19 protein-coding genes and 1 pseudogene are annotated in these 23,682 nt (G+C 62.9%); 10 read left to right on the forward strand and 10 right to left on the reverse strand.

Going from position 1 to position 23,682, the window contains the following annotated elements:
* Positions 1-37: 37 nt before the first annotated feature.
* From I2H36_RS14985 to I2H36_RS15010, 6 genes are read right to left on the reverse strand one after another with little or no spacing between them, the layout of a single operon-like run.
* A complete protein-coding gene (locus I2H36_RS14985; protein ID WP_196264708.1) occupies positions 38-910 on the reverse strand; it encodes an alpha/beta hydrolase in 873 nt (290 codons plus the stop codon).
* Entirely contained in the window at positions 907-1,911 is a 1,005-nt protein-coding gene (locus tag I2H36_RS14990; protein WP_196264709.1) for an ABC transporter ATP-binding protein, read from the reverse strand. The genes I2H36_RS14985 and I2H36_RS14990 overlap by 4 nt, the downstream gene beginning before the upstream one ends.
* Complete coding sequence (locus I2H36_RS14995) at positions 1,908-2,891, reverse strand: ABC transporter ATP-binding protein (RefSeq protein WP_196264710.1); 984 nt, start codon at positions 2,889-2,891, stop codon at positions 1,908-1,910. The genes I2H36_RS14990 and I2H36_RS14995 overlap by 4 nt, the downstream gene beginning before the upstream one ends.
* Positions 2,888-3,790 (reverse strand): ABC transporter permease, encoded by a 903-nt coding sequence (locus I2H36_RS15000; RefSeq protein ID WP_196264711.1) that lies wholly within the window; start codon positions 3,788-3,790, stop codon positions 2,888-2,890. Before I2H36_RS15000 ends, I2H36_RS14995 begins: the two co-directional genes overlap by 4 nt.
* Positions 3,787-4,764: an ABC transporter permease gene (locus tag I2H36_RS15005; RefSeq protein ID WP_196264712.1), complete on the reverse strand. Its 978-nt coding sequence runs from the start codon at positions 4,762-4,764 to the stop codon at positions 3,787-3,789. The genes I2H36_RS15000 and I2H36_RS15005 overlap by 4 nt, the downstream gene beginning before the upstream one ends.
* Before the next feature lie 42 nt (positions 4,765-4,806).
* Positions 4,807-6,417: an ABC transporter substrate-binding protein gene (locus I2H36_RS15010; RefSeq protein WP_196264713.1), complete on the reverse strand. Its 1,611-nt coding sequence runs from the start codon at positions 6,415-6,417 to the stop codon at positions 4,807-4,809.
* Between the two features lie 102 nt (positions 6,418-6,519).
* On the opposite strand from I2H36_RS15010, the gene I2H36_RS15015 reads away from it, so the two are divergent.
* Positions 6,520-7,392 (forward strand): SIS domain-containing protein, encoded by an 873-nt coding sequence (locus I2H36_RS15015; RefSeq protein ID WP_196264714.1) that lies wholly within the window; start codon positions 6,520-6,522, stop codon positions 7,390-7,392.
* Positions 7,393-7,729: 337 nt separating this feature from the next.
* Here I2H36_RS15015 and I2H36_RS20120 read toward each other — a convergent pair.
* Positions 7,730-7,945, reverse strand: a pseudogene (locus I2H36_RS20120) (hypothetical protein); the annotation flags it as partial.
* Positions 7,946-8,088: 143 nt separating this feature from the next.
* Here I2H36_RS20120 and recA point away from each other — a divergent pair.
* Positions 8,089-9,129, forward strand: a complete 1,041-nt coding sequence (recA, locus tag I2H36_RS15020; protein ID WP_196264715.1) for a recombinase RecA — start codon at positions 8,089-8,091, stop codon at positions 9,127-9,129.
* Positions 9,130-9,491: 362 nt separating this feature from the next.
* On the forward strand, positions 9,492-9,863 hold the full coding sequence (locus I2H36_RS15025) for a hypothetical protein (RefSeq protein ID WP_196264716.1): 372 nt from the start codon (positions 9,492-9,494) through the stop codon (positions 9,861-9,863).
* A gap of 67 nt (positions 9,864-9,930) precedes the next feature.
* On the opposite strand, the gene I2H36_RS15030 is transcribed toward I2H36_RS15025, so the two are convergent.
* Entirely contained in the window at positions 9,931-10,725 is a 795-nt protein-coding gene (locus tag I2H36_RS15030) for a DUF72 domain-containing protein (protein WP_246718832.1), read from the reverse strand.
* Between the two features lie 438 nt (positions 10,726-11,163).
* On the opposite strand from I2H36_RS15030, the gene I2H36_RS15035 reads away from it, so the two are divergent.
* From I2H36_RS15035 to I2H36_RS15045, 3 genes are all read left to right on the forward strand, one after another.
* Positions 11,164-11,616, forward strand: a complete 453-nt coding sequence (locus tag I2H36_RS15035) for a DUF1772 domain-containing protein (protein ID WP_196264717.1) — start codon at positions 11,164-11,166, stop codon at positions 11,614-11,616.
* Positions 11,617-11,798: 182 nt separating this feature from the next.
* Positions 11,799-12,377 carry an Hsp20/alpha crystallin family protein gene (locus I2H36_RS15040; RefSeq protein ID WP_196264718.1) on the forward strand — a complete coding sequence of 193 codons (579 nt, stop codon included), beginning with the start codon at positions 11,799-11,801 and terminating at the stop codon, positions 12,375-12,377.
* Positions 12,378-12,558: 181 nt separating this feature from the next.
* Complete coding sequence (locus I2H36_RS15045) at positions 12,559-13,632, forward strand: NAD(P)-dependent alcohol dehydrogenase (protein WP_196264719.1); 1,074 nt, start codon at positions 12,559-12,561, stop codon at positions 13,630-13,632.
* A gap of 25 nt (positions 13,633-13,657) precedes the next feature.
* Here I2H36_RS15045 and I2H36_RS15050 read toward each other — a convergent pair whose 3' ends face one another.
* Positions 13,658-15,529 carry a PHA/PHB synthase family protein gene (locus tag I2H36_RS15050; RefSeq protein ID WP_196264720.1) on the reverse strand — a complete coding sequence of 624 codons (1,872 nt, stop codon included), beginning with the start codon at positions 15,527-15,529 and terminating at the stop codon, positions 13,658-13,660.
* A 175-nt stretch (positions 15,530-15,704) separates the two neighbouring features.
* Here I2H36_RS15050 and I2H36_RS15055 point away from each other — a divergent pair, with 175 nt between their 5' ends.
* The 3 genes from I2H36_RS15055 (at position 15,705) to I2H36_RS15065 (ending at position 21,161) form a co-directional block, all read left to right on the forward strand.
* Complete coding sequence (locus I2H36_RS15055; protein ID WP_196264721.1) at positions 15,705-16,538, forward strand: universal stress protein; 834 nt, start codon at positions 15,705-15,707, stop codon at positions 16,536-16,538.
* A gap of 89 nt (positions 16,539-16,627) precedes the next feature.
* Entirely contained in the window at positions 16,628-19,159 is a 2,532-nt protein-coding gene (locus I2H36_RS15060; RefSeq protein ID WP_196264722.1) for a cation-translocating P-type ATPase, read from the forward strand.
* A gap of 139 nt (positions 19,160-19,298) precedes the next feature.
* Positions 19,299-21,161 (forward strand): heavy metal translocating P-type ATPase, encoded by a 1,863-nt coding sequence (locus tag I2H36_RS15065; RefSeq protein WP_196264752.1) that lies wholly within the window; start codon positions 19,299-19,301, stop codon positions 21,159-21,161.
* Between the two features lie 6 nt (positions 21,162-21,167).
* On the opposite strand, the gene I2H36_RS15070 is transcribed toward I2H36_RS15065, so the two are convergent.
* Complete coding sequence (locus I2H36_RS15070; RefSeq protein WP_196264723.1) at positions 21,168-21,863, reverse strand: DUF1003 domain-containing protein; 696 nt, start codon at positions 21,861-21,863, stop codon at positions 21,168-21,170.
* 107 nt (positions 21,864-21,970) lie between these two features.
* Here I2H36_RS15070 and I2H36_RS15075 point away from each other — a divergent pair, with 107 nt between their 5' ends.
* Positions 21,971-23,566 (forward strand): MBL fold metallo-hydrolase, encoded by a 1,596-nt coding sequence (locus tag I2H36_RS15075; RefSeq protein ID WP_196264724.1) that lies wholly within the window; start codon positions 21,971-21,973, stop codon positions 23,564-23,566.
* The last annotated feature ends 116 nt before the right edge of the window (positions 23,567-23,682 follow it).

The following is a 23,682-nucleotide window of genomic DNA, read 5'->3' on the forward strand; positions in this document are numbered from 1 at the left end:
AAAGTCGGTCGTGAATGGTCGTCAAATTGATGCCGCTTTACAAAGCGCCCACTTCCGCGGTGATCAGCTCTTCAGCCGGCGGAATGTTCCCCTCAAACCAGTAGGCTGCGGCCGCGCGAGACATGGCGGCACCGTCATGGCCCACACCCTTGACGCGGATCAACTTCCAATGGAGGGGAAGTCCGAGGCGCTTGGCTTCGTGGCATGCAAAATCGTAGACAAATTGGGCACGAGCGTATCGATGCGGCCCCTGCCTCAAGGCTTCCGCCTGGGCCGGCAGATTCGGATCGTTGGTGCTGATATCCTGGTCGCCCGCGAAGATGTGCATCGGATAAGAGAACCAGCGCGCCATGCTGGTTTCATCGAGGCCGAGGCCGCCGAGACCTTCGGGGAACCAGCGTTCCAGCGTAGGCAAGGTGTACCAGCCGGGATTGCCTGCGATGACCGCCTCAAAAGGCCTATGATCCTGGGTTGCGAGCATTCGGTGCGCGAATTGTCCGCCAGCCGAATGACCAAAGAGTCTCGCTCTCGGGCGGCGCGTTACGCCTCCCTTCTGCAAGGCGGCGAAGACGCGGGCCGGGATGGCATAAAGCCATTTCTCGTGAGGGCGCACACTTCCGTCATCATTGATGACCAAGCCGTTATTGTACGATTCTGGCTTGGGGAATTGCGCATCGGAAAACGTCGGCGCTGCAATCAGGATCCGATGCTTTTCAGCAGCAGGAACCCAGAAGTCCCGATACTCGTCGCCATTGCGGAGCATGCCATGCTGGACAATGACGACCGGATCGTCGGGGCCGTGATCGGTCGGGCGATAAAAGTTTACCTCGATCGGCCTGTCAGGATGATACGGGTCAACGAACGGAAGCGTGCTGCGGCCGATCTCAGGGGTAAGCATGGTTGTCGTCATGTGTTGTCCGAATGGTGCAAATGGCAGGCTGCGCTGCGTCCTGGGGCGATCTCTTTCAGGATCGGGCGTACTTCACGGCATTTTGCCATGGCGCGCTCGCAGCGAGGGTGAAAAGGACAGCCGCTGGGCGGCGCCAGAGGGGAGGGCAACTCGCCTTTGAGCGGCTGGAACACGCGCTTGCGCCGCTCCGTCGAGGGGCTCGCCGCTATGAGCGCCGCGCTGTAGGGATGGGCCGGTTCAGCGAAGATGGCCGAGGCCGGCCCGATCTCGACGATACGCCCGAGATACATGATCGCGAGGCGGTCGCTGATATGCCGGATGACTCTGAGATCGTGGCTGACGAACAGATAGGTCAGGCCATGCTTCTCGCGAATGTCCATGAACAGGTTGATGACCTGGGCCTGGATCGAGACGTCCAGCGCGGAGACCGGCTCGTCGCAGACCAGCAACCCAGGCTTCACTGCAAGCGCGCGGGCAATGCCGATACGCTGGCGCTGTCCGCCGGAGAACTGATGCGGATAGCGGTTGCGATAGGCAGCATCGAGGCCGACTTCGGTCAAAGCCTTGTCGACGGCGGCGTCGATCTCGCTTTTCGGCAACAGGCCGTGAACCCGCAAGGCCTCTCCGACGATGGTGCGTACCTGCATTCGTGGATTGAGCGATGCATAAGGGTCCTGAAACACCATCTGGACCTTGAGCAGATAATCCAGCCGGTCCTTGCCGCGCAGTTCGGTGACGTGCCGTCCTTCGTAAATGATGTCTCCGGCGGTGGGTTTGGTGATCCCAGCCGCGGCCCGCGCCAGCGTGGACTTGCCGCAACCGGATTCGCCGACGAGCCCAAGCACCTCGCCCCGCTTTACGCTGAGATCGACCCCATCGACTGCTTTCAGCACAGGTGGCGGGGGAACGCTTCCGGTTGCAGCCAGAATGCGCTGGGCGAGGGTCGCCTTTCCGCGAAAGTACTTCCTGACGCCGCGCAGCTCGAAAAAGGGTTCGATCATTGGGCAACGCCTTCGGGCACGGGGTTGTGACAGCGATAGGTCTGCCCGTTGCTCATGACCTGCGATAGGGGATCGATCTGCGCGCAGACGGACATGGCGCGTTCGCATCGCGGCTGGAACGGGCATCCGCTCGGGCGCGTGTCGATGCTGGGCGCAGCGCCGTTGATCTGTCTCAGGCGCTCGCCGGGGGCGACCATCGCGGACGAAGAACCGAGCAGGCCAAGCGTGTAGGGGTGGCGGGGGCGATCGAGCACATCGTCGACGGTTCCCGTCTCGACGATCCGCCCGGCATACATGACGGCGACCCGGTCGGCGAGCTCGGCGACGACGGCAAGATCGTGCGTGATCCACAGGACTGCCGTGCCGGTCTCCCGGCTGAGCTTCTGGACCACGAACAGAATTTGGCTCTGAATCGTGACGTCGAGCGCCGTCGTCGGCTCATCGGCGATGATTAGATCAGGCTTGTTCAGAAGGGCGGTGGCAATCGCCACGCGCTGGCGCATCCCGCCCGAGAACTCGTGCGGATACTGCTTCAATCGCGTCTCGGGAGAGGAAATGCCCACCTGGGACAAGGCCCTGGACGCCTCTTCCAGGACCTCCTGCGCGCTGCAGGAACGGTGCTCCTGTATCGCCTCGCACATCTGCTCGCCGATGGGGAGGACCGGGTTGAGGGTCATCAGCGGATCCTGAAAGATCATCGCAATGCGGTCGCCGCGCAGACGGCGCAGGCGTTCTTCGGACGCTTGGCGCAAATCTTCACCCTTGAACAGGATGTCGCCGGAAATGATCTCGCCGGGAGCGTCGATCAGCTGGACCAGTGAGAACCCGGTCACCGACTTCCCGGAGCCGGACTCGCCCACGAGACCTACAATCTCGCCGGGCTGCACCACGAGATCAACGCCGTCAACGGCCGGCCATGCACCTGCGAGATCGTGGAAGACGGTTCTCAGTCCACGCACTTCGAGCAATGCGGAGGTCATTGGCCCCTCACATTGAAGCTTCTGCGCAGGCGCTCACCCACGAGGTTGAGCGACATTATCAGCAACACGAGGGCGATGCCTGGAAAGGCCGCGATCCAGTATTCTCCCGAGAGCAGGAACTCGAATCCGTTAGCGATCAGCAGTCCGAGGGAAGGCTGCGTCACCGGAACGCCGACGCCGAGGAACGAGAGGGTGGCTTCCAGCGTGATCGCGCCCGCGATGCTGATCGTAGAGACGACGAGGACGGAGCTGATGGAGTTCGGCAGGAGATGCGCCAGCATGATGTGGCGCGTCGGCAGGCCGAAATTGACCGCGGCCTCGATGTATTCCTTGCGCCGCTCGACGAGAGCCGCCGCGCGCATCAGGCGGGCATATTGCGCCCACTGCACCAGGATGATGGCGATGATTACTTTGTCGACACCGCGCCCGATGGAGGCGAGAAGCACGAGGGCAATCAGGATCGACGGGAAGCCGAGCATGAAGTCGACGACGCGCATGATCGCCGCATCGATGGTTCCCCCGAACTGGGCCGCAACGAGACCGGCGAAAACCCCAATGCCGAGCGCTCCCGCGGTGGAGGTCAGACCGACCAGCAGGCTGGTCCGCAAGCCGTACAGGATGGCGCTGAGCATGTCTCGGCCCTGAGCGTCGGTGCCGAGCCAGTAGGTGATCCCGGTCATGCCCTGCGAGCCGGGCTCCAAGCGGTTGTCCATCACGCTGAGCGATGCGAGGTCGTGCGGATTCTGCGGCGCGATGAAGGGAGCAAGGAGCGCGAGAAGCAGGAGGATCCCTAAAAGGATGACTGCGCCGCGGGTCGTGGGGCGGCTTTTGATCCGGCGCAGGACCTTGTAGCGCAGCGCCGTATCGGCGTCGGCGGCCACCACTCTTGAAGCGGTCATGCCATTTCTCCGGTCAGATTCACGCGGGGATCGAGCGCCGCGTAGAGGATGTCGACGAGGAAGTTCACGGCGACAAAAAGAAGCGTTGCGAGCATCACGTAGGCGACGACGACGGGACGGTCGAGCTGATAGATGCTGTCGATGAGGAGCTTGCCCATGCCCGGCCAGGCGAACACGGTCTCGGTGATGGTCGAGAAGGCCACGAGGCTGCCGAATTCCATGCCGGCCACCGTCACGACAGGGATCAGGATGTTGCGCAGCACATGCCGCCCGACGATGCGCCTGCTACGCACGCCTTTGGCGCGAGCGTATTTGACGTAGTCCTGCGTCATCGCCTCCGTCGTTCCCGCCGCGACAAGGCGGATCATCAGGGCCATGTTGGGAATGGCGAGATTCAAAGCGGGCAGGGCAAGATGCTTGAGGCCGTCGAGCGTCAGCAGGCTCGTCGGAATTCCGAGCACGGAAACCGTTTCTCCGCGTCCCGCCGTCGGCAGCCAGCCGAGGAAGACGCTGAAGAGCAGGATGAGCATCATGCCCTTCCAGAAGCTCGGAAGGGAGAAGCCGAGGATCGTTCCGGCCATGATGGCGCGGCTCGGACGACTCTCGGGGTTGAGACCGGCCAGAAGGCCGAGCGGGATGCCGATGATGGCGGCAAGGCTCATGGCCAGGAGGACGAGTTCGAACGTGGCCGGCAACCGCGCCAGGATCAGATCGACCGCCGGAACGCCATGGACGAAGGAATATCCGAGATCGCCTTTCAGGGCGTTGCCCAGGAAGCCGAGATACTGCTGCCAAGCGGGCAGATCGAGTCCGAGACGCTGGATCATGGCCATGCGTTCGGCAGCGCTGACCTGCGGCGGGACGAGAAGTTCGATCGGGTCTCCGATGCCGTAGACGGCGAGGAAGACCACGATCGAAACCGCGAGCAGAACCAGGACGCTCTGGATCAGACGTTGCAGGATGTAGGCCGTCATGTGAGGCGTTCCGATCTGCTCGCGGCTTCGTTCATGGCTTGCTTACTTCGCGGGCTTGACCTGCATGGCCATCGTGAACTGGTCCGCGCGGCCGGTATATTTCAGGTTCGCCTTGTAGGCCCAGATTGTGCTCTCGAAATGCAGCGGGATGAACGCGCCGCCTTCGATGACCTTCACACCTGCCTGCTTGAGAATCTCCGCGCGCTTGGCGTCGTCGAGGGTGGTGATCGCCGTGCGGATCAGCTTGTCGAATTCCGGATCGGCATAGCCGCCGTAGTTCGAGCCGCCGATGGTCTTCGCTTCGTCCGGCGTTGCGGCCCATTGCTTCAGGAAGGACGAGGCCTCGCCGCTCGTGGAGCCCCAGCCGCCGAGGGCCACGCTGAATTCCTTCTTCGCGCGACGCGGGAAGTAGATGGCGCGGGCCATCGCGTCAACTTCGGAGCGGATGCCGACCTGTGTGAGGTACTGTGCGACGGCCTGCGTGATCTGGCTGTCGTTGATGTAGCGGTCGTTAGTCGTCGAGAGCGTGATCTGGAAGCCATTAGGATAGCCGGCCTCAGCCAGGAGCTTCTTCGCGGCAGCCGGATCGTAGGCGAGCTTCGGCGGGTTCTCCAGCGCGCCGAACATGCCGTTGGGCAGGAACTGATAGGCCGGCTCGGCGGCGCCGTCCATGATGCGCTTGATAATGGCGTCACGGTCGATGGCGAGCGACATCGCCTTGCGCACCTTCGGGTCCTTCAACGGGTTCTTACCGTTCTCGGCCTTCACGAACGGGCTCGGCTCACGCTCGACGTCGAGCTGGAAGTAGATGACGCGGGTCGAGGGCGTGATCACGTAGCTGAAGCGCTTGTCGTCCTTGATACGGGCCACGTCGCGCGCAGCTGGGTTCTCGATCACGTCGTAATCGCCGGCGAGCAAGCCCGCGAGGCGCGGACCGGCATTGGGGACCGGCACGAAAGTCACGTTGGCCCAAGGCTCCGACTGGCCCCAGTATTTGTCGTTGCGTTCGAGCTCGACGCTCGTGCCCTTCGTGTAGCTCTTGAACTTGTAGGGGCCCGTGCCGATGGCGAGCTTGCCGTCGTTGAAGTCGCCGACGACGGGCCACGCTCCGGTGACGCCGCAGTTCTTGGCGACGTCGAAGGTCAGCTTGTCATGCGGAAGAATGGACGAGCTCAGGATGGCGATGCTGGAAAGGAAGTTCGGCAGCAGGGGATCCGGCGCCTTCGTGGTGATGACGATGGTCTGCGGATCGGGCGCTTCGACAGCCGTGAAGTTGCCCGTGATGTCGGCAAACGAGCCTGCGATTGCCGTCTCGTTCTTCAGGGTGCGGCAGAAGCTGAAGATCACGTCGTCGGCGGTGAAGGGCTGACCGTTGGAGAATGTCACGCCCTCGCGGAGCTTGAAGGTCCACCGACTCTGGCCGTCGTTCTCCCAGGACGTCGCAAGGTTCGGCAGAACCTTCTGCTGCTCGTCCTGCTTGGTCAATCCGTCGAAGATATGAGCCGCGAGGGCATTGTTCGGCGTCAGATCGTGATAGTGTGGGTCGATCGCGGTCGGCTCCGAGCTGAGCGCGATCTTAAGGGACTGTGCCCATGCGGGAGCACTGAGCAGGCAGGTGCTGGCGACGAAGGCAAATATGAGTAGACGGTGCATCGAATTTCTCTCCGGTTCCCTTGGCGACTGTCTTTTGACAGATTTATTTTCTCAGATTAAAGATCATGAAAATATCCTGACGTCAATCAGTCCGGAGTGCCCGTGTCTCAAGTTCTGAAGCCGACGACGGATCTGGCTCACCGCATTGCGCTCGTGTACGCCGCGCTCAGCGAAGCACACCGGCGTGCGGCGGACTTCGTGCTTCAGCATCCTCTTGAGACCGCGACGATGACGATCGAGGGTTTCGCAGAGCGCAGCGGCGCCTCCACGGCGACTGTGACCCGGTTCGTTCGCTCCCTGGGTTACGCCGGCTACGGCGAGTTCCGGGCCGCACTCTCCGAGGCGCTGCGTTTGGCCATGGCTCCCGTCGACAGTTTCGCCGATGCCCACAGCACGAAAAGCTCCGCCTTCGCGACCTTCGTGACGGCCCTCAAGGATCAGGCGGCCAATCTGGATGAGACCCTTGCGGCTGTCGACGAGGATACCTGCTCACGAGCCATGGACGTCCTGTTGCGCGCCGGCCGCATCTTCATCGTCGGATCGGGGGCAAGCCACCATGTGGCGGCGCATCTGGATGAAGGATTGACGCTCTATCTCGATGCGAACGTGATCTTCGCCTCGTCCCGCGGGGGCGCTGAGAAAGCCGTCAGGCACCTGATGAATGTGGGGGCGGACGATCTCGTGCTGGCCATCTCGCTTCCGCGGTATTCCCGCGGGACCGTCGATCTGGCGAAACTCGCCAAGAATCGCGGAGCCACGGTGATGGCTTTGACTGACGGGCCGAGTTCTCCGCTCGTCCCCATCGCCGACATCACGCTGTTCGCTCCGGCGAGAAACCGACTGCTGCCGAATTCGCCGACCGCCGCCTTCGCGCTCGCCGACGCCATCGTAGCTGCGGTGGCCCGGGAGCGGCCTGATGCCGTCGAGGCGCTGAAGGAACTCAGCGAAAATCTTCTCTGGACGTTCTATCAGTGACAATCTGGCGCGTAGTCGCTCAGACGGATAAGTTCATCATCGAGAATAGTTACAATAACCTCTCCGATTGAACGTTGACCTCTCTGGGAACCCGCTGACGAATGCGGATAGACTTGAAGACCTGCGACAATGGACAGCTCTTGGCGCGTGTCGGAAGTAAAGAAAACTGCTGCAGTCAAGCGGCAAGCGGACCTTCATGGAACCTAGTTCGTCAACAATATTGTCTGGTTGCGCCGAGCGGTTGAACAAATGTTGTTCTGACTGCTGGGCAGCCGACCTCAACCTGATCTGATTAGCCGTTCACATGCGGCCTGAAAGAAGTCGCTGCATCCTGTCCACGCGGATTATCTCCATTGACGATAAGATGGGGGACGCGATGGGCAAAGGTGTTGGCATTGCCTGATCCTGCTCTAGCGATGACCAGCAACGGCCCGGCCGAGTTTGAGCCATCGGCCAGGACACCTTGCTTCATTGCTTGGCGCTGCCGGAAGTCGAGGTGGTCAAGGTAGGCAGGGTTCGCAGACGCAGTCGAATCCTTCCTCTTTGGGTCCATTATAGACCCCCATCCCCCTTCTGTCCGCAATGGCTCAGCTTGTCGTCTTCACGCACAGGCGCGACATCATGTTCTGTTTTTGTTCTTTCTTTCGCCACATAAATCCTTAGGGTCCGGCTCTTCTGATAAGAACTGGATGCGGGATGACCACGGATAAAACAAAAGCAATTGAGACTGCCGTCAGCCAAATTGAACGGGCCTTTGGCAAAGGTGCCATCATGCGCCTTGGTGGCGATCAGATTGTCGAAGTGGAGACGGTTTCCACAGGGTCACTCGGACTCGACATCGCGCTCGGCGTCGGCGGTCTGCCGCGCGGCCGGATCATTGAGGTCTACGGACCGGAATCGTCTGGCAAGACGACGCTCGCGCTCCAGACCATCGCCGAGGCCCAGAAGAAGGGTGGCGTCTGCGGCTTTATCGATGCCGAGCATGCCCTGGATCCGGTCTATGCCCGCAAGCTCGGGGTGAACCTGGATGATCTTCTGGTCTCCCAGCCGGATAATGGGGAGCAGGCGCTAGAGATTGCCGACACACTCGTGCGCTCAAGCTCTGTGGATATTCTCGTCATCGACTCGGTGGCGGCCCTGACCCCGAAAGCCGAGATTGAGGGTGAGATGGGCGAAAGCCGTCCTGGTTTGCAGGCCCGCCTTATGAGCCAGGCCCTGCGCAAGCTTACCGGTTCGATCAGCCGCACCAAGACGATGGTGATCTTCATCAACCAGATCCGCATGAAGATCGGCGTCATGTACGGCTCGCCGGAGACCACGACGGGCGGCAACGCCCTGAAGTTTTATGCCTCCGTGCGCCTCGACATCCGTCGCACTTCGACTCTGAAGGACCGCGATGAGCCGATCGGCAACCAGGTGCGCGTGAAGGTCGTCAAGAACAAGGTTGCTCCGCCCTTCAAGCAGGTGGAGTTCGACATCATGTTCGGTGAGGGCATCTCGAAGATGGGCGAACTGATCGATCTCGGGGTTAAGGCAAACGTGGTGGAGAAGTCTGGCGCCTGGTTCTCCTATGACAGCCAGCGCCTCGGCCAAGGCCGAGAGAACGCCAAGACGTTCCTGAAGGACAACCAGGAGGTCGCAGCCGATATCGAAGGCAAGATCCGCCAGAATGCCGGTTTCCTGATCGCGGAGTTGCAGGGGAACGACGACATCAGCGCATCGGAAGACGCAGCCTGAGGGTTCTCCTGCCGCATAACGCTGACCTTTTGCGGATCGGACAGGTCCGCATCACCTGGAATGTAAAAGGCCGCCCTTGGGGGCGGCCTTATCGGTAATTGAGATACTAAGGGGAGCTCAGGCCGCCTCTGCGACAGGGGTTGGGCCTGCTTCATCCATGGCGCGCATGTAGACGTCGAGCAGGACAGGAATGCAGCAGTGAGCAAATCGTCATGTGGATGCGCCAGAGGGCCATTCTTGCTACCGAGCAGATACTAGCTATCGACCGCTCACCAACGAAACGGTCGATTAACCCAGCAAGAGCATCCTGTCTGCACGTGAAGCAGGGACTGGGTGGGCCCCTCATTCGGAGATGAATGCCCATGGCGGAGAAGACGCTTGATGAAGCCATCCATGAGAAGCTCAACCTAATCGCCCCGACCCTGAAAGCCATCCAAAGTGGCGGGGAGCAGGCCTACCTTGGCGACCTGCAGACTCTCCTGGGAAAGAACTTGGCGAGCCTGCTTGCCTTGTTCGAACGCGATCCGGGTCTGGATGCCGCAACCGCTGATGTCTATGCAGCGGCGGCGGCCATCGTGCAGGACGCAACGGCGGCAACCCAGCCGTATGCCCGAAAGCGCCGCCTTCTCCAGGAGGCGCAAGCGCGCTTCGAGGAGCGGATTGCACTGGCGAGGCCCCGAGAGCGACGGTCGTCCGCTTCTTGGCGTCAGAGTGAACTTTTCCGGGCGGCATGATGGGTATTCGGTACAACCCATTCAGCCGCTATCAGATCGCCAACCGATAGGTTTGTTGTGCTCGCCGTCAAGAGGCAGGTTCAATTCGTTTACCTTGCACCAAGGCCTTTGTGGCGAGCGCATCATTGGTCGCAGCGAAGGCTGCCGTGTTGTCGAAGATGCACCAGACCTCAGCCGCTGCATCGCATACGAGTCGCTCCGCATTGGCTGCAAGATACTCCGCACTGTAGGCAGAGTAGTAGATTCTAGGTGAGCCATGAAGACGGTAGTAGGCCAGACCGCGCCAGCTACTTGGTTGGTCCGCGCCGGAGACCGGGGCCGGGTCGGCAGCCACTCGGGCGATCCGAAGTTCGGCGAGCAGAGCCTCGACCTCCGGCGTGAACCAGGAGGCATGGCGCGGCTCGCAGACGATGCTTCCCTCGATCCGGGTTCTAAGCTCACTCAGGAAGCAGTCAGCAACACCAGCCAGAAAGCCCAAACGAGGGGGTAGTTGAATCAGCAAGGGGCCGAGTTTGCGCCCTAGGCCTTTCACCTCTGAAAGGAAGCGATCCAGCAGGTCGCTTACATCCCTCAACCGGCGCTCGTGGGTGATCGCCCTAGGGGCCTTCACTGCAAAGTGGAAGTCCTCCGGCACAGAGGCTGCCCAGCGTTCGTAGGTGGCTGTTCGATGTGGGCGGTAGAAGGACGAATTGATCTCCACCGCGTTGAAGACGGCGCTGTAACGCTCCGGGTGGGATCCGGCGGCCGGGAACGCTGATGCATGCTCCTTCGGGATGCTCCAGGCGGCAGTTCCGATCCGGACCGTGGCCCGGCCCTGCGGGGCCCGGTAGGTCATCTGGTCTGTGCCCGGATTCACCTGCATGCCTTCTCGCATAAATGGTCACGCTGTGCCAACGCCTTTGGCCGGTAGGGCGTTCCGGCAACTGGCCTGATACAGAAGCTATCAATGACGGCTCTCGCTTCTCAAATAGGCCACCTAAGCCAGGAACTTCGCCGCCGGGAGCAGCTTCCAGCATTCCGACGTGCACCGCCTCACCTAATGTTGTGATGCCCGAGGCAAACCATGAGACCATAAGGCAGGCGATCATCGAGCTTGATAGGCTTATGCTTTCTAGCGCCCGATGAGCACTACTCTACGAGACAGAACGTCTGGGCCAGCAAGGTCCATTCATGGCACTTCTTGGACACAGCTTGGATGTCTACTTACATGGGGTAAGCAGACGTTGGTGACAGGCAGAGGACTTTCGCCTACTCACCCCGAGCAGACCTTCTGAAAACCCCGGATAGTAGGAGTCATCGTATGAGGTCACGGGTGGTACAGTTCCTCGCGGTCCTCATCACCGCTCTCGCGTTGGTGCCCGCTGGGGCCCACCTGTTCGCGCTGCCCAACAAGATCAACTTGCCGCGAGATGCCTACCTGAGCGTCCAGGGCATTTATACCGGCTGGGCTTGGCTCGGACTCTTTGATGTGGTCGCACTCATTCTCAATGTCATCCTGGCAATCAAGCTTCGGCGGCAGCGTCCGGCCGTCTACTTCGCATGGACGGCAGCCCTGTGCCTCGTCGCCTTCTTCGCGATCTTCTTCGCGTGGACGTTCCCGGCCAATCAGGCGACCGCCAACTGGACGACCATGCCGGACGACTGGAGCGGGTTGCGCCGGGAATGGGAGTACTCGCACGCGGTGAACGCGGCCGTGATGTTCGTGGCGTTCTGCTCGGTGACGCTCGCGGCGATCACCGCGAGGCGGGATTGAGACCCGATCCCCATTCCAAGACGGCCGCTGGAGGACTATCATCGGCCCTGCGGATCGGGCACCTTCGCTAGGGCTTGTCCTTGGCGGAAAGCCGGATCCGAACATTCTGTCTGAGTTGTGTTGCCCTTCCGGAGCGGGACGCCATCCGCCCGGCATCAGAGGTTGATGAGGAGGAATGCACGATGACCCGCAATCCCATGACCCCATTCCGCCCCAGCGGCGGGATGTTCCCCGGCGATCCCTTCCTGTCGCTCCACCGCGAGATGAACCGTCTCTTCGACGACGTCTTCCGCGGTGCCAGCCTGCCTGCCGCAGCCGGCAGCCAGGGCCAAGGTGGTGGCACCTTCGTCAACGCCAGCATGAACGTATCGGAGACGGACAAGGAGATCCGCATCACAGCAGAACTGCCCGGCGTCACCGAGCAGGACCTCGACATCAGCCTCGATGATGACGTGCTCACCATCCGGGGCGAGAAGAAGTTCGAGCGCAAGGACGACAAGGAGAACTTCCATTTCGTCGAGCGCTCCTACGGCACCTTCCAGCGCTCGTTGCGGCTGCCGTACGCGGTCGATTCTGAGCAGGTCCATGCCAGCTTCGAGAACGGCGTGCTCACGGTGACGGTACCGAAAACCGGGCGGCCGGAGCGCTCCCGGCGCATCCAGGTTCAAGGACGGGGCACGACCGGTCAGGGTGCAGCAGGTAAAACAGGACAGCAGGGAAGTGGGACCTTGGGGAAATCCGACGACACAAGGTCGAGCTAGCGGTCAACCAACGTAACAGCGGTCGGAGCCGATCAGTTCGAGGACATCGTCATCCAACGGGGAAGTGACGCTCCCCGACTTGCCTTGATCCAGGTCAATGTCAGTCCCCTCGAACGGGGCTACGTTCAGGATCGCGGCGCGAGGCCGGCAGGCCCCGCACGAGCCAATCGGGGAGACTGCCATGCCTAGGATGAAAGCCGCCGTCTTCGTGGAGCCCGGCCGCATCGTCCTCGATGAGAAGCCGATCCCCGATATCGGTCCACTCGACGCCCTGATCCGCATCACCACCACGACGATCTGCGGCACCGACGTGCACATCCTCAAGGGCGAGTACCCAGTGGCCCGAGGCCTCACCATCGGGCACGAGCCTGTCGGCGTGATCGAGAAGCTCGGCTCGGCCGTGCAGGGCTATCGCGAGGGCCAGCGAGTCATTGCTGGGGCGATCACCCCGAGCGGGCACAGCGCCGCCTGCCTGTGCGGCTGCCACTCCCAGGACGGGGCCGGCACGAAGCACGGCTGGAAGCCGCTCGGCGGCTGGCGCTTCGGCAACACCATCGACGGCTGCCAAGCCGAGTACGTGCTCGTTCCCGATGCCATGGCGAACCTTGCCCCCGTGCCGGACGGGCTCACGGATGAGCAGGTGCTGATGTGTCCGGACATCATGTCGACGGGCTTTTCCGGCGCGGAGAACGGCCGGATCCGCATCGGCGATACCGTGGCCGTGTTTGCCCAAGGGCCGATCGGCCTGTGCGCCACCGCCGGCGCCCGTCTGATGGGCGCCACCTCCATCATCGCGGTCGAGAGCGTGCCCGCGCGCATGGAGATGGCACGCCGCATGGGCGCGGATCACGTGGTCGACTTCACGAAGGCCGATCCGGTCGAGGAAATCCGGCGCCTCACGGACGGACGCGGCGTCGACGTCTCCATCGAGGCGCTCGGACGGCAGGAGACCTTTGAGGCGGCGCTGCGCGTGCTCAGGCCCGGCGGCACGCTGTCTTCCCTTGGGGTCTATTCGGGCGATATCAGGATCCCGCTCGACGGCTTCCTGGCAGGATTGGGAGACCACACCATTCGGACGACGCTGTGTCCGGGCGGCAAGGAGCGCATGCGCCGGCTCATGGGCGCCATTGCCTCGGGGCGTGTCGATACGCGGCCGTTGGTAACGCACCGCTTCAAGCTCGACCAGATCGAGGAGGCCTACGACCTGTTCGCGCATCAGCGCGACGGCGTTCTCAAGGTGGCGATCACCCCCTAGGCTTGGGGAGATGTGATGCTTCCGCTCAGGCCTGCATCACGTAGGTGCCGGGGGCTCCACACAGAGCAGGGTAGCCGTGTGCAGGTGCGCCCAATGCGGGTGGAGCGGAAAGCTTTCCCGAATGTGAGGCCAGCCAGCGTGCGAATTCCAGCCACCACGAGCCCTCGGAGCGAGGTGCGATCCGGGTCCATGTGTCGGGATCCATAAAGTGGCCCGCCGCGGATCTTGTCAGGACTTGGAAGCCGCCCTTCGAATTGTCCGGTTCGGCAACAATGCCCGCATTGTGCCCGCCCGTCGTGAGAAGGAATGTCACGTCGGTATCGGCGAGCAGATGGATCTTGAATGCCGAGCGCCAGGGCGCCACGTGATCGCGCTCGGTCCCGACTGCAAAGATCGGTGCCCGGATGTCGCTGATGGCGATGGGACGGCCGTCCACCTGGAAGCGTCCTTCGGCGAGGTCGTTGTCGAGGAAGAGCTGCCGAAGGTAATCCGCATGCATGCGGTAAGGCATGCGGGTTGCATCGGCATTCCAGGCCATTAGATCGTTCAGGGGCGTCCTCTCGCCCATGAGATAATGCCGCACGAGCCGCGACCAGATCAGGTCGTTCGAGCGCAGGAGCTGGAAAGCCCCCGCCATCTGCCGAGTGTCGAGATAGCCTTGGCTGCGCATCAGGTCTTCAAGAAAATGGACTTGGCTCTCGTTGATGAACAGAGTGAGCTCTCCGGCCTCCCGAAAGTCCACCTGCGCGGCGAGCAGAGAGAGGGTCGCCAGGCGCCTGTCCCTGTCACGTGCCATCGCGGCCGCCGCGATGGCAAGGAGCGTACCGCCGAGGCAGTAGCCGACCGCATGAACCTTTTGATCGGGAACGACCGCATTCACGGCATCCAGCGCCGCCATCACGCCAAGCATCCGATAATCGTCCATGCCGAGATCCCGATCCTCCGCGGTCGGGTTCTTCCAGGAGATGATGAACACCGTGAAGCCTTGGCCCGTGAGGTATCGGACGAGGGAGTTCTCGGGCGCGAGGTCTAGAATGTAGTACTTCATGATCCAAGCGGGCACGATCAGGATCGGCTCCGGCCGGACCTTTTGGGTGGTCGGTTCGTACTGGATCAGCTCGATGAGACGGTTGCGGTAGATCACATTGCCCGGCGTGGCAGCAACGTCCCGCCCCACCTGGAAGGTTTCCACGCCTGCGGGAGGCTTCGAGCGAACGATCCGCCCCCAGTCGTCCAGGAAGTTGCGGAAGCCCTGCACGAGGTTCTGGCCGCCTGTTTCCAGGATGCGCCGCTGCACGACCGGGTTGGTCAGGAGGAAGTTCGACGGTGACGCCATGTCGAGGATCTGGCGCGAAATGAATTCGACCACGGCCTGATGTTGCCTGGTGATGCCGTCGATCTCGGTCGTTGCGTTGTCCCACCATTGCTGTTGGAGCAGGAAGCCTTGCTGAATGAAATTGAACGGCCACTGCTGCCACTCGGCCTCAGTAAAGCGTTTGTCTTGGGGCAGCGGCTCGATGCATGGCTCGCATGTGCCTCCGCCACTGGCACAGCGTGAGGCGAACTGCGCCAGCCGCGCCCATTTGCGGGCGGCCTTCGCCGCGAGTTCAACCTGCTTGCCCGGCGAGATGGCGAGATTGACAGCCCAGTCCATGTAGGCATCGAAGACAGCGGCCGGTGACAGTCCGCCTGTGAGACGCGCCAGTCCCGCATGGGCGGCATGGTCGAGAGCATCCCGGATCCGATGGAGTTCGGCATCATCGGACGGTTGGGACTGAAGGGTCGGCGAAGGTACGGTTCGTGCAGGAAGCCGATCCGGCCTCCGCTCGGGAAGTGGGGCGGCTTGGGCCTTCGGCGAGCGACCGCCCGTGAGGGCACCAGTCGTATGGGACGGCATTGCAGCCTCCGGGCTTGACCCCGCGTGCCGAGGTCGGTCGATCACTCGACATTAAATCCGAGCGATCTCAGGCGAATTGCGTCAGATCAAAGCATCCACCCCGATTTCGACCACATGATGATCGATAGTCGCTTCGGCACACCGGCTGTGTCCGGGCACGCAAAGGGAGAGAGCGATGATCAAGGACATCATGGTGCATCTCGATGGAAGTCCCGAGGATGAGATCCGGCTGGAACATGGGCAAGCCCTCGCGACGGCTGGGCAGGCTCATCTGATCGGCCTTTTTACCAACCAGCTTCCTGACCTTACAATCGCCATGCCCATGGATGGCGGCGCGGCCGCGATCCAGGTTCTGACCGAACTCCAGGACCAAGCCCTAAAGGATGGTGATGCCACGGCCAAGCGGCTGACGGAGCGATTGGCCGGCCTTCAGGTGCCGAGCGAGCTGCGCCGGTTCGACGAGACGTTCGGTGCGTTGACCGGGAAGGTCGTGGACCACGCCCGGTGCGCCGATCTCTTCATCGCCACGCGGTGCTACGGCGAGGCCAAGTCCCCGCTCTGGCCGGACCTGGTGGAGGCAGTGCTGTTCGGCAGCGGCCGCGCGCTTCTTCTCGTGCCGCCCGGTCGCCGTCGGCAAGGGCCAATCCAAACCGTGCTGGTCGCCTGGAATGGCAGCCGCGAGGCGGCACGCGCCCTCCGCGAGGGACTGGACTTCGTCGAGCAGGCAGCCCGAGTCGTGGTCCTGGTCGTGGATCCTCCAGCGGATACGAAGCCTTACGCGGAGGTGAAGGCACATCTCGCTCATCATAATGTCGTGGCGGAAGTCGTCACCGCTGACAGCCGGGACCGCGATGTCTCCGACGTCGTCCTTGAGGAGGCACGCCGCATTTCCGCGGATCTCGTCATTATGGGAGCTTATGGCCACACGCGCCTGAGGGAGCAGGTGTTCGGCGGCGCGACGCGGGACATGTTGACCGCATCGGAAAGCCCGATCCTGGTGGCCCATTGAGGCGAATCCTTCCAACCGGGAGCGGACATGGCCGTTCATGCGCAAACGCACCGAGTGGCCATGACGCGGATACCGCGACGGTCGCACCTTTGGGACTGACGGGCCTCGACGAGGCCGAGGCGCAGCGGCGCCTCGCGCAGCACGGTCTCAACGTGATCGCGCGGAAGCGTTCCCGCGGCTTGGTTGACATCATCCGTGGGATTCTGCGTGAGCCGATGTTTCTCCTTCTGCTGGCCGCTGCAGGGCTCTATCTTATGATTGGCGACATCGGGGAAGGCTTGTTCATGACGGCCGGCGCCTTCGTGACGATCGGCTTGGTGGTGCTGCAAGAGGCGAGGAGCGAGCGGGCCCTGGTAGCCCTGCGCGAGCTGGCCGAGCCCTTCGCTTGGGTAATCCGCGGCGCGACCGAGCGACGTATCCCGGCGCGCGAGGTCGTGCCAGGCGATCTCATCGTCGTCGGCGAGGGTGAGCGCCTGCCTGCCGACGGCGTTCTGATTGAGGGCGACGCGCTGACGGTCGACGAGTCGGCCCTCACCGGTGAGTCCGTCCCGGTGTCTAAGCGTCCGGCGGCAGCCGGGGTGGACGAAGCTGGCGATCCCGAGCCTGGGGGAGACGACACGCCCTATTTGTTCAGCGGGACCTTGAACGTGCGGGGGCAGGGCGTCCTCCATGTCATCCGCACCGGACCGATGACGCGGTTGGGACGCATAGGCACTTCGCTCTCTGCCGTCGGTGACCAGCCGACGCTGCTGCAACGGACGACCGGCGCACTCGTCGCCAAACTCGGGATCCTCGCGCTTGCATTCTGTGCCATCGTCGCCGTGGCGTACGGCGTGCTGCAGGACGACTGGATCGGCGGTGCGTTGTCCGGAATCACGCTGGCCATCGCGCTCCTGCCGGAAGAGTTCCCGATGGTGCTGGCGATCTTCATGGCGCTCGGGGCGTTCCGCCTCGCTCGGCACAAGGTGCTGGTGCGCCGCGCCGCAGTCATCGAAACGCTCGGGGCCGCCACGTTCCTGTGCGTTGACAAGACCGGCACGCTGACCGAGAACCGGATGGTGCTCACCACGGCATGGCGCGACGGTGAGGTACAGGATCTGCGGGACCATGCCAGACTTTCCGGCGCTGCCGTCGAGCCGCTTCGGACGGCACTTCTTGCTTCCGCCGTCCGTCCGGTCGATCCCATGGACAGGGCTGTCCGCATGCTGGGAATGCGGGTTCTCCCTGAATCGGTTGAAGCCGTAGCCCCGCTGCGCACCTATCCGCTCCGTCCCGAGTTGCTGGCGTTTATCCAGGTCTCGCTGGACCCCTTGGGCGGCGTTCGATATGCGGCAAAAGGGGCGCCTGAAGCGATTTTCCGTCTCTGCCGAATGGGCGATGACGAGCGGGCCGCGATGGACACCGTGGTCGCGGGACTGGCAAATCGCGGGCTGCGGGTTCTGGGCGTAGCATCCGCCCGCGATGAAAGAGACCTCGCGCGGGCTCCTGTGGATCTGGCGTTCCGGTTCGAGGGCCTGATCGGGTTTGAGGATTCGGTTCGATCCGATGTTCCCCAGGCCGTCGCTGAAGCGAAACGGGCCGGAATCACCGTGGCGATGATTACGGGCGACTACCCAGCCACGGCCGTGGAGATCGCCCGTCAGGCCGGCATCGACGCGGAAGCTGGCGTGCTGACGGGCAACGAGGTGGCTGAACTCGATCCGGAAGACCTGCGGGAACGCGTGCGGCGGATCCGGGTCTTTGCCCGCATCATGCCGGAGCAGAAGCTCGCCCTCGTCGAGGCGTTGAAGGCCAACGGCGAGGTCGTCGCCATGACCGGGGACGGCGTCAACGATGCGCCGGCGCTGGAAGCCGCCCACATTGGCATTGCCATGGGGCAACGTGGCACGGATGTCGCGCGTGAGGCGGCGGATCTGGTCCTACTCGACGACCATTTTGTCTCGATCATCGGCGGCGTGCGGCTCGGGCGGCGCATCTTCGCGAACCTGCGCAAGGCGCTCACCTACGTGACAGCCATCCATGTGCCCATCGCCGGGCTGGCCCTGTTGCCCATCATCATGGGCCTGCCGCCGATCCTGTATCCGATGCATGTGATCCTGCTGGAACTCGTGATCGATCCAGTCTGCTCGCTCGTTTTCGAAGGCGAACCCAGCGAGCGAACTGCCATGGAAAAGCCGCCGCGTCCCGCCACCGAACCGCTCTTCGGTGTCTCCCAGATCGTGCTCGGGTTTGTCCAGGGGGCCGTCGTCCTTGGGGCCATCCTCGGCCTTTATGTGTGGGCGCTGAATGCCGGCATCCCTAAGATCCAAGCGCGAGCGTCGGCGTTCGCCGCCCTGGTGCTCGGCAACCTCGTCCTGGCCTTCGCCGACGCGGCAGAGCCGGGGACCTCTTTCTTCGACCGGAGGAGGCTCGCCTTCTGGGGAATCGGAGCCGGAGCCGCCGTGATTGTCACTGCAGTCATTTACATTCCGCCGCTGGCCGCCATCCTCCGTGTCTCCCCGCCGAGCCCATCATGGTTGGCGACAACCCTAATCATCGCGGTCCTGGCCGGCGGCTGGTTCGGATTGGCCAAGCAACTCCGGACGGTGTGGTTACACAACGAGCGACGGACAATGGCATGATCGAAGACATGAGCGATGGCAGGCGCAAGGCCTGGCTCGGCGCCATACGCAAGTTCGGGGCATGAGCCAGGTAGGGGGAGCGATGTCGGGTATCCAGAAGGCCACTCCTGACGTTCCTTCCCTGCTGCACCCGCCTGCGATGCCCGGCGCACGGGGCCTGCGCAATCTTCACCGCGTTGTCCGCCCCATCCTGGTGGTCGTGCCTCTGCTTGGGCTGATCCTGGGATGGGGTGCGCACCTTGCCGGGATCGGGCAGTGGTCCGGATCGATCTGGGCCGCGGCCACGATCCCCGTTCTGGGTGCGCTTCTCGTCGAGATCGTTGCAAGCTTGCGCCGCGGTGATGTTGGGCTCGACCTCGTGGCAGCCTTGTCCATGACCGGTGCGCTCTTGTTCGGTGAGCACCTTGCCGCCGTCGTGGTGGCGCTGATGTATGCGGGCGGGCAGTATCTCGAGAGCTTTGCCGAGCGCCGCGCCGAACGCGAGATGACGGCGCTTCTCGGACGGGTTCCCCACACGGCCGTCCGCTATCGGGATCGACGCCTTGAGGAAGTCGACCTTGAAACCGTTGCTCCGGAAGACCGTCTGCTTATTCGCCAGGGCGATGTGGTGCCGGTGGACGGCGTCGTGGCGCGTGGAACGGCGGTTCTCGACCAGGCGGCTCTCACGGGAGAGGCACTGCCCGTGCGCAAGGGTCTCGGTGAGCCGGTGATGAGCGGCGTGACGAATGCGGGCGATGCCTTCGACCTGACTGCCACCCATCGTGCCGCCGAGAGTACCTATGCCGGGATCATTCGCCTAATCGAGGCAGCCCGGGCGTCGAAGGCACCGATGGCGCGCCTTGCGGATCGTTTCGCCATCGCTTTCCTGGCTCTCACCGTTACGCTGGCCGGCGGAGCATGGTTTTGGTCCGGAGACCCGATCCGGGCCTTGTCCGTCCTCGTCGTGGCCACCCCTTGCCCGCTGATCCTGGCTGTCCCTGTCGCCATCGTCTCCGGCGTGTCGCGGGCTGCCAAGGCTGGCGTGCTCGTGAAGGGAGGCAAAGCGCTGGAGGCGCTGGCGCGGATACGGGTGTTGGTGATCGACAAGACGGGCACGCTCACCCACGGCGAGGCGCAATTGGCGACGATGCAGCCTGCCGCCGATCTCCCGCCCCAGACACTTCTTCGCCTAGCCGCCTCTCTCGATCAGGCATCCAAGCACGTGACCGCGCGGGCTCTCGTGCGGGAAGCTCAGGCAAGAGGCCTTTCCCTCGCGGTTCCCACCGAGGTCGCCGAGGTTCCCGGCGAAGGGCTCGAAGGAACGATCGATGGTCATCATGTCGTCGTAGGCGGTCTCCGTTATGTCGCCAACACGGTCCCAACCCTCGGCAGGAGCTTGGACGGTAGCCGGTATCCGGCCGGCTCGGTGGTCGTTGCGGTGGCTGTCGACGGCCGACTCGGCGGCCTGCTGGTTCTAGCGGACCGCCTACGCACGGAAGCGGCTCAGGTCATCGAAAGGCTTCGCCGATTGGGACTGGACCGGATCGTCTTGGCCTCTGGGGACCGCAATGACGTCGCAGAAGCCGTCACGGTCGGACTGCATTTCGATGGCGTTCATGCGGATCTTACCCCGGACCGAAAGATCGATATCGTGCAGTCCGAGAAACGATATGGCCCCGTGATGATGATCGGCGATGGCGTCAACGACGCTCCGGCCCTGGCGGCCGCCGACCTCGGCGTTGCCATGGGCGCGAAGGGTGCCGCAGCCAGCGCCGAGGCCGCGGACGTCGTCCTTCTCGTCGACCGTCTCGACAAGATCCCTACGGCGATCCAGGCGGCGCGCCGATCGCGCAGCATAGCGCTCCAAAGCGTTTATGCCGGGATCGGGCTGTCCGTTGTCGGAATGACCGTCGCCGCCTTAGGCTATCTGACCCCCGTGCAGGGGGCTCTCATCCAGGAGGCCATCGACGTCGCCGTGATCCTCAATGCCCTGCGGGCCCTGTGGGGACGGGAGACATCCTGATCGCGGTCATCGGCGCTCCTGCAGGAGCTCGATCTGGAGTTCCTGGATTTCTGCGAGCCGCTCCCATTGCCGCGTGATCAGATGGTCGACCTTTTCGTGCAGGTGCCGGATCTCGAGTTCCGCCTTCAGGTTGACCTGATAGTCATTGAGGGAGCGTAGCCGGTCCTTCGCCTCCTGACGCCTCTGGCTCATCATGATGATCGGGGCCTGAACGGCCGCGAGGCAGGACAGAAGCAGGTTCAGGAGGATGTAGGGATAGGGATCGAAGGCCTCTGGCCCACGTGCGACGTTGATGATGATCCATACACCAAGTGCCAGGGCGAAGAAGATGAGAAACGGCCAACTGCCGCCGAAAGCGGCAAGCCCATCCGACAGCCTCTCTCCCAAGGTACGCTTCTCATCGAAGCTTTCCTCGACATTGGCCGTGACCATGCTGCCTTCGGCAAGGCTGCGGGCGACCTCACTGTCGAGCTTGGTCAGTTCGCCGCGTTCCTGGCGGAGCAGTTCTTCAACATAGCGTAGGCGGTACTGGTCGACCGCAGCCCGGCTTATGCGACTGTCGGCAGACAGAGCCGGATGATCTTGGCGGATCCTCTCGGCGAGAGCCGGATGCAAGTGATCGACGAGAAGAAAGTCTCTTCGGGGGTATGTCTTGCCTGTAATGGGGCAAATGTCGTTGGATGACGCTGCGTGAGAGGTCATGATCGCCGTTCCGCTGGTTTGGCTTGGATCAAACCTAGCAACTCGACGAGGGTGTACCAAGGTGCGATTCTCCACGCACGACGCTTCCTCACATCCAGGAGGTTTCTTTGTCGCTTCGCCTTCACTTCCACGGCGCCGCCCAAACCGTGACGGGCTCCTGTTTTCTCCTTGAGACGGAGGCAGCCCGCGTCCTGATCGACTGCGGAATGTTTCAAGGATCGAAAGAGGAGAGGGAGCTCAATTACCAGCACTTCCCGTTCCGCGCGGCCAGCATCGACGCTCTCTGCCTCACCCACGCCCACATCGACCATAGCGGTCTTGTACCGAAGCTCGTGAAGGCCGGGTTCGACGGGCCGATCTACGCGACGGCCGGAACGGCCGATCTTGCATCCATCATGCTGCCGGACTCCGGCTACATCCAGGAGATGGAGGTTGACCAGCTCAACCGCCGCAACCGCCGCCGCGGGCGAGAGACGGTGTCACCGATCTACACGGAGGAGGACGCCATCGCATCCCTCACGCAGTTCCGGTCCGTGGCTTATGGCCAATGGCAGGATGTCGCTCCCGGGTTCCGAGCCCGCTACTGGAATGCGGGTCATCTTCTGGGCTCGGCCTCGATCGAGATGGAAGTGACGCATGGCGGGGGCGAGAAGCCGACGCGCCTTTTGTGCTCCGGCGATATCGGACCCGACCACAAGCTCCTGCAACCGGACCCGGACGGGCCACGAGACCTCGACTATGTCCTGCTTGAGTCCACCTACGGCGATACCGATCGAGCCGGCACCACCATCGAACGCCGGCGTCGTCTTCTGCGTGACGAGGTCCGCGCGGCCATGCATCCGAGCGGGGTGTTGCTCATCCCCTCGTTCGCGGTCGAGAGAGCGCAGGAGCTTCTCGTCGATCTCATGGAGCTGATGGAGGCTGGCGAACTGCCGGAGATTCCGATCTTCATCGACTCGCCCCTGGCCTCGAAGGCCAGCGGCATCTTCAAGCGGCATGCCGGGGAACTCAGGAACGGCGCCGACCTGGTGCAGGCGCTCGAGTCCCGATGGGTCCGCGTCACGGAGAGCGTCGAGCAGAGCAAGGCCATCGATCGCATTCACAGCTTCCACATCATCATTGCGGCCAGCGGCATGTGCGAGGCGGGCCGCATCCGGCATCACCTGAAGGCGTGGCTCTGGCGGGACGAAGCCACCGTTCTCTTCGTCGGCTTCCAGGCACAGGGAACGCTCGGACGGATCCTTCAGGACGGCGCCTCGAAGGTCAGGATTCACGGTGAGGAGGTGAAGGTCCGAGCCCACATGCGGACGCTCGATCTCTATTCCGGGCATGCGGATGGGCCCGAGCTGAAGGCTTGGCTCGCCGAGCGCCTTCCGGTCCGGCGTGGGGTCTTTCTTGTGCATGGAGAAGATCCGCCCCTCAAGGCCCTGCAATCGTCTCTTGCCGATCTCGATCACGTGCCCAGAGCGATCATTCCGGAGATCGACGATGTCTATGATCTAGCGGGTGACCAAGCGGTCCGGATTGAGCGCCACGAAGAGCGCCTCCCGCCTGCGAGCGCAGGCCACCGGGATTGGCACAACGACTATGCGGAGCTGCTTCTTGAGATCAACGATGCGGTCGAAGCGGCCGCCGGCCGGAAGGCGAAGGGAGTCGTCATCCGGCGCATCAGGGATGCCCTGAAGGATGGCGCCCGCGAATAGCCTCGAACCGACTTTAGGATCCGCGGTCAGTTGCATGTTGATCAGGATCAAGGCGGCGAGTCAGGTTGGCTCCTACGCTTTGCCACAATGGCATGGCCTGCTTGAGCCGTAGCCAT

The sequence above is a fragment of the Microvirga terrestris genome (assembly GCF_015694425.1).
GTDB lineage: Bacteria > Pseudomonadota > Alphaproteobacteria > Rhizobiales > Beijerinckiaceae > Microvirga > Microvirga terrestris.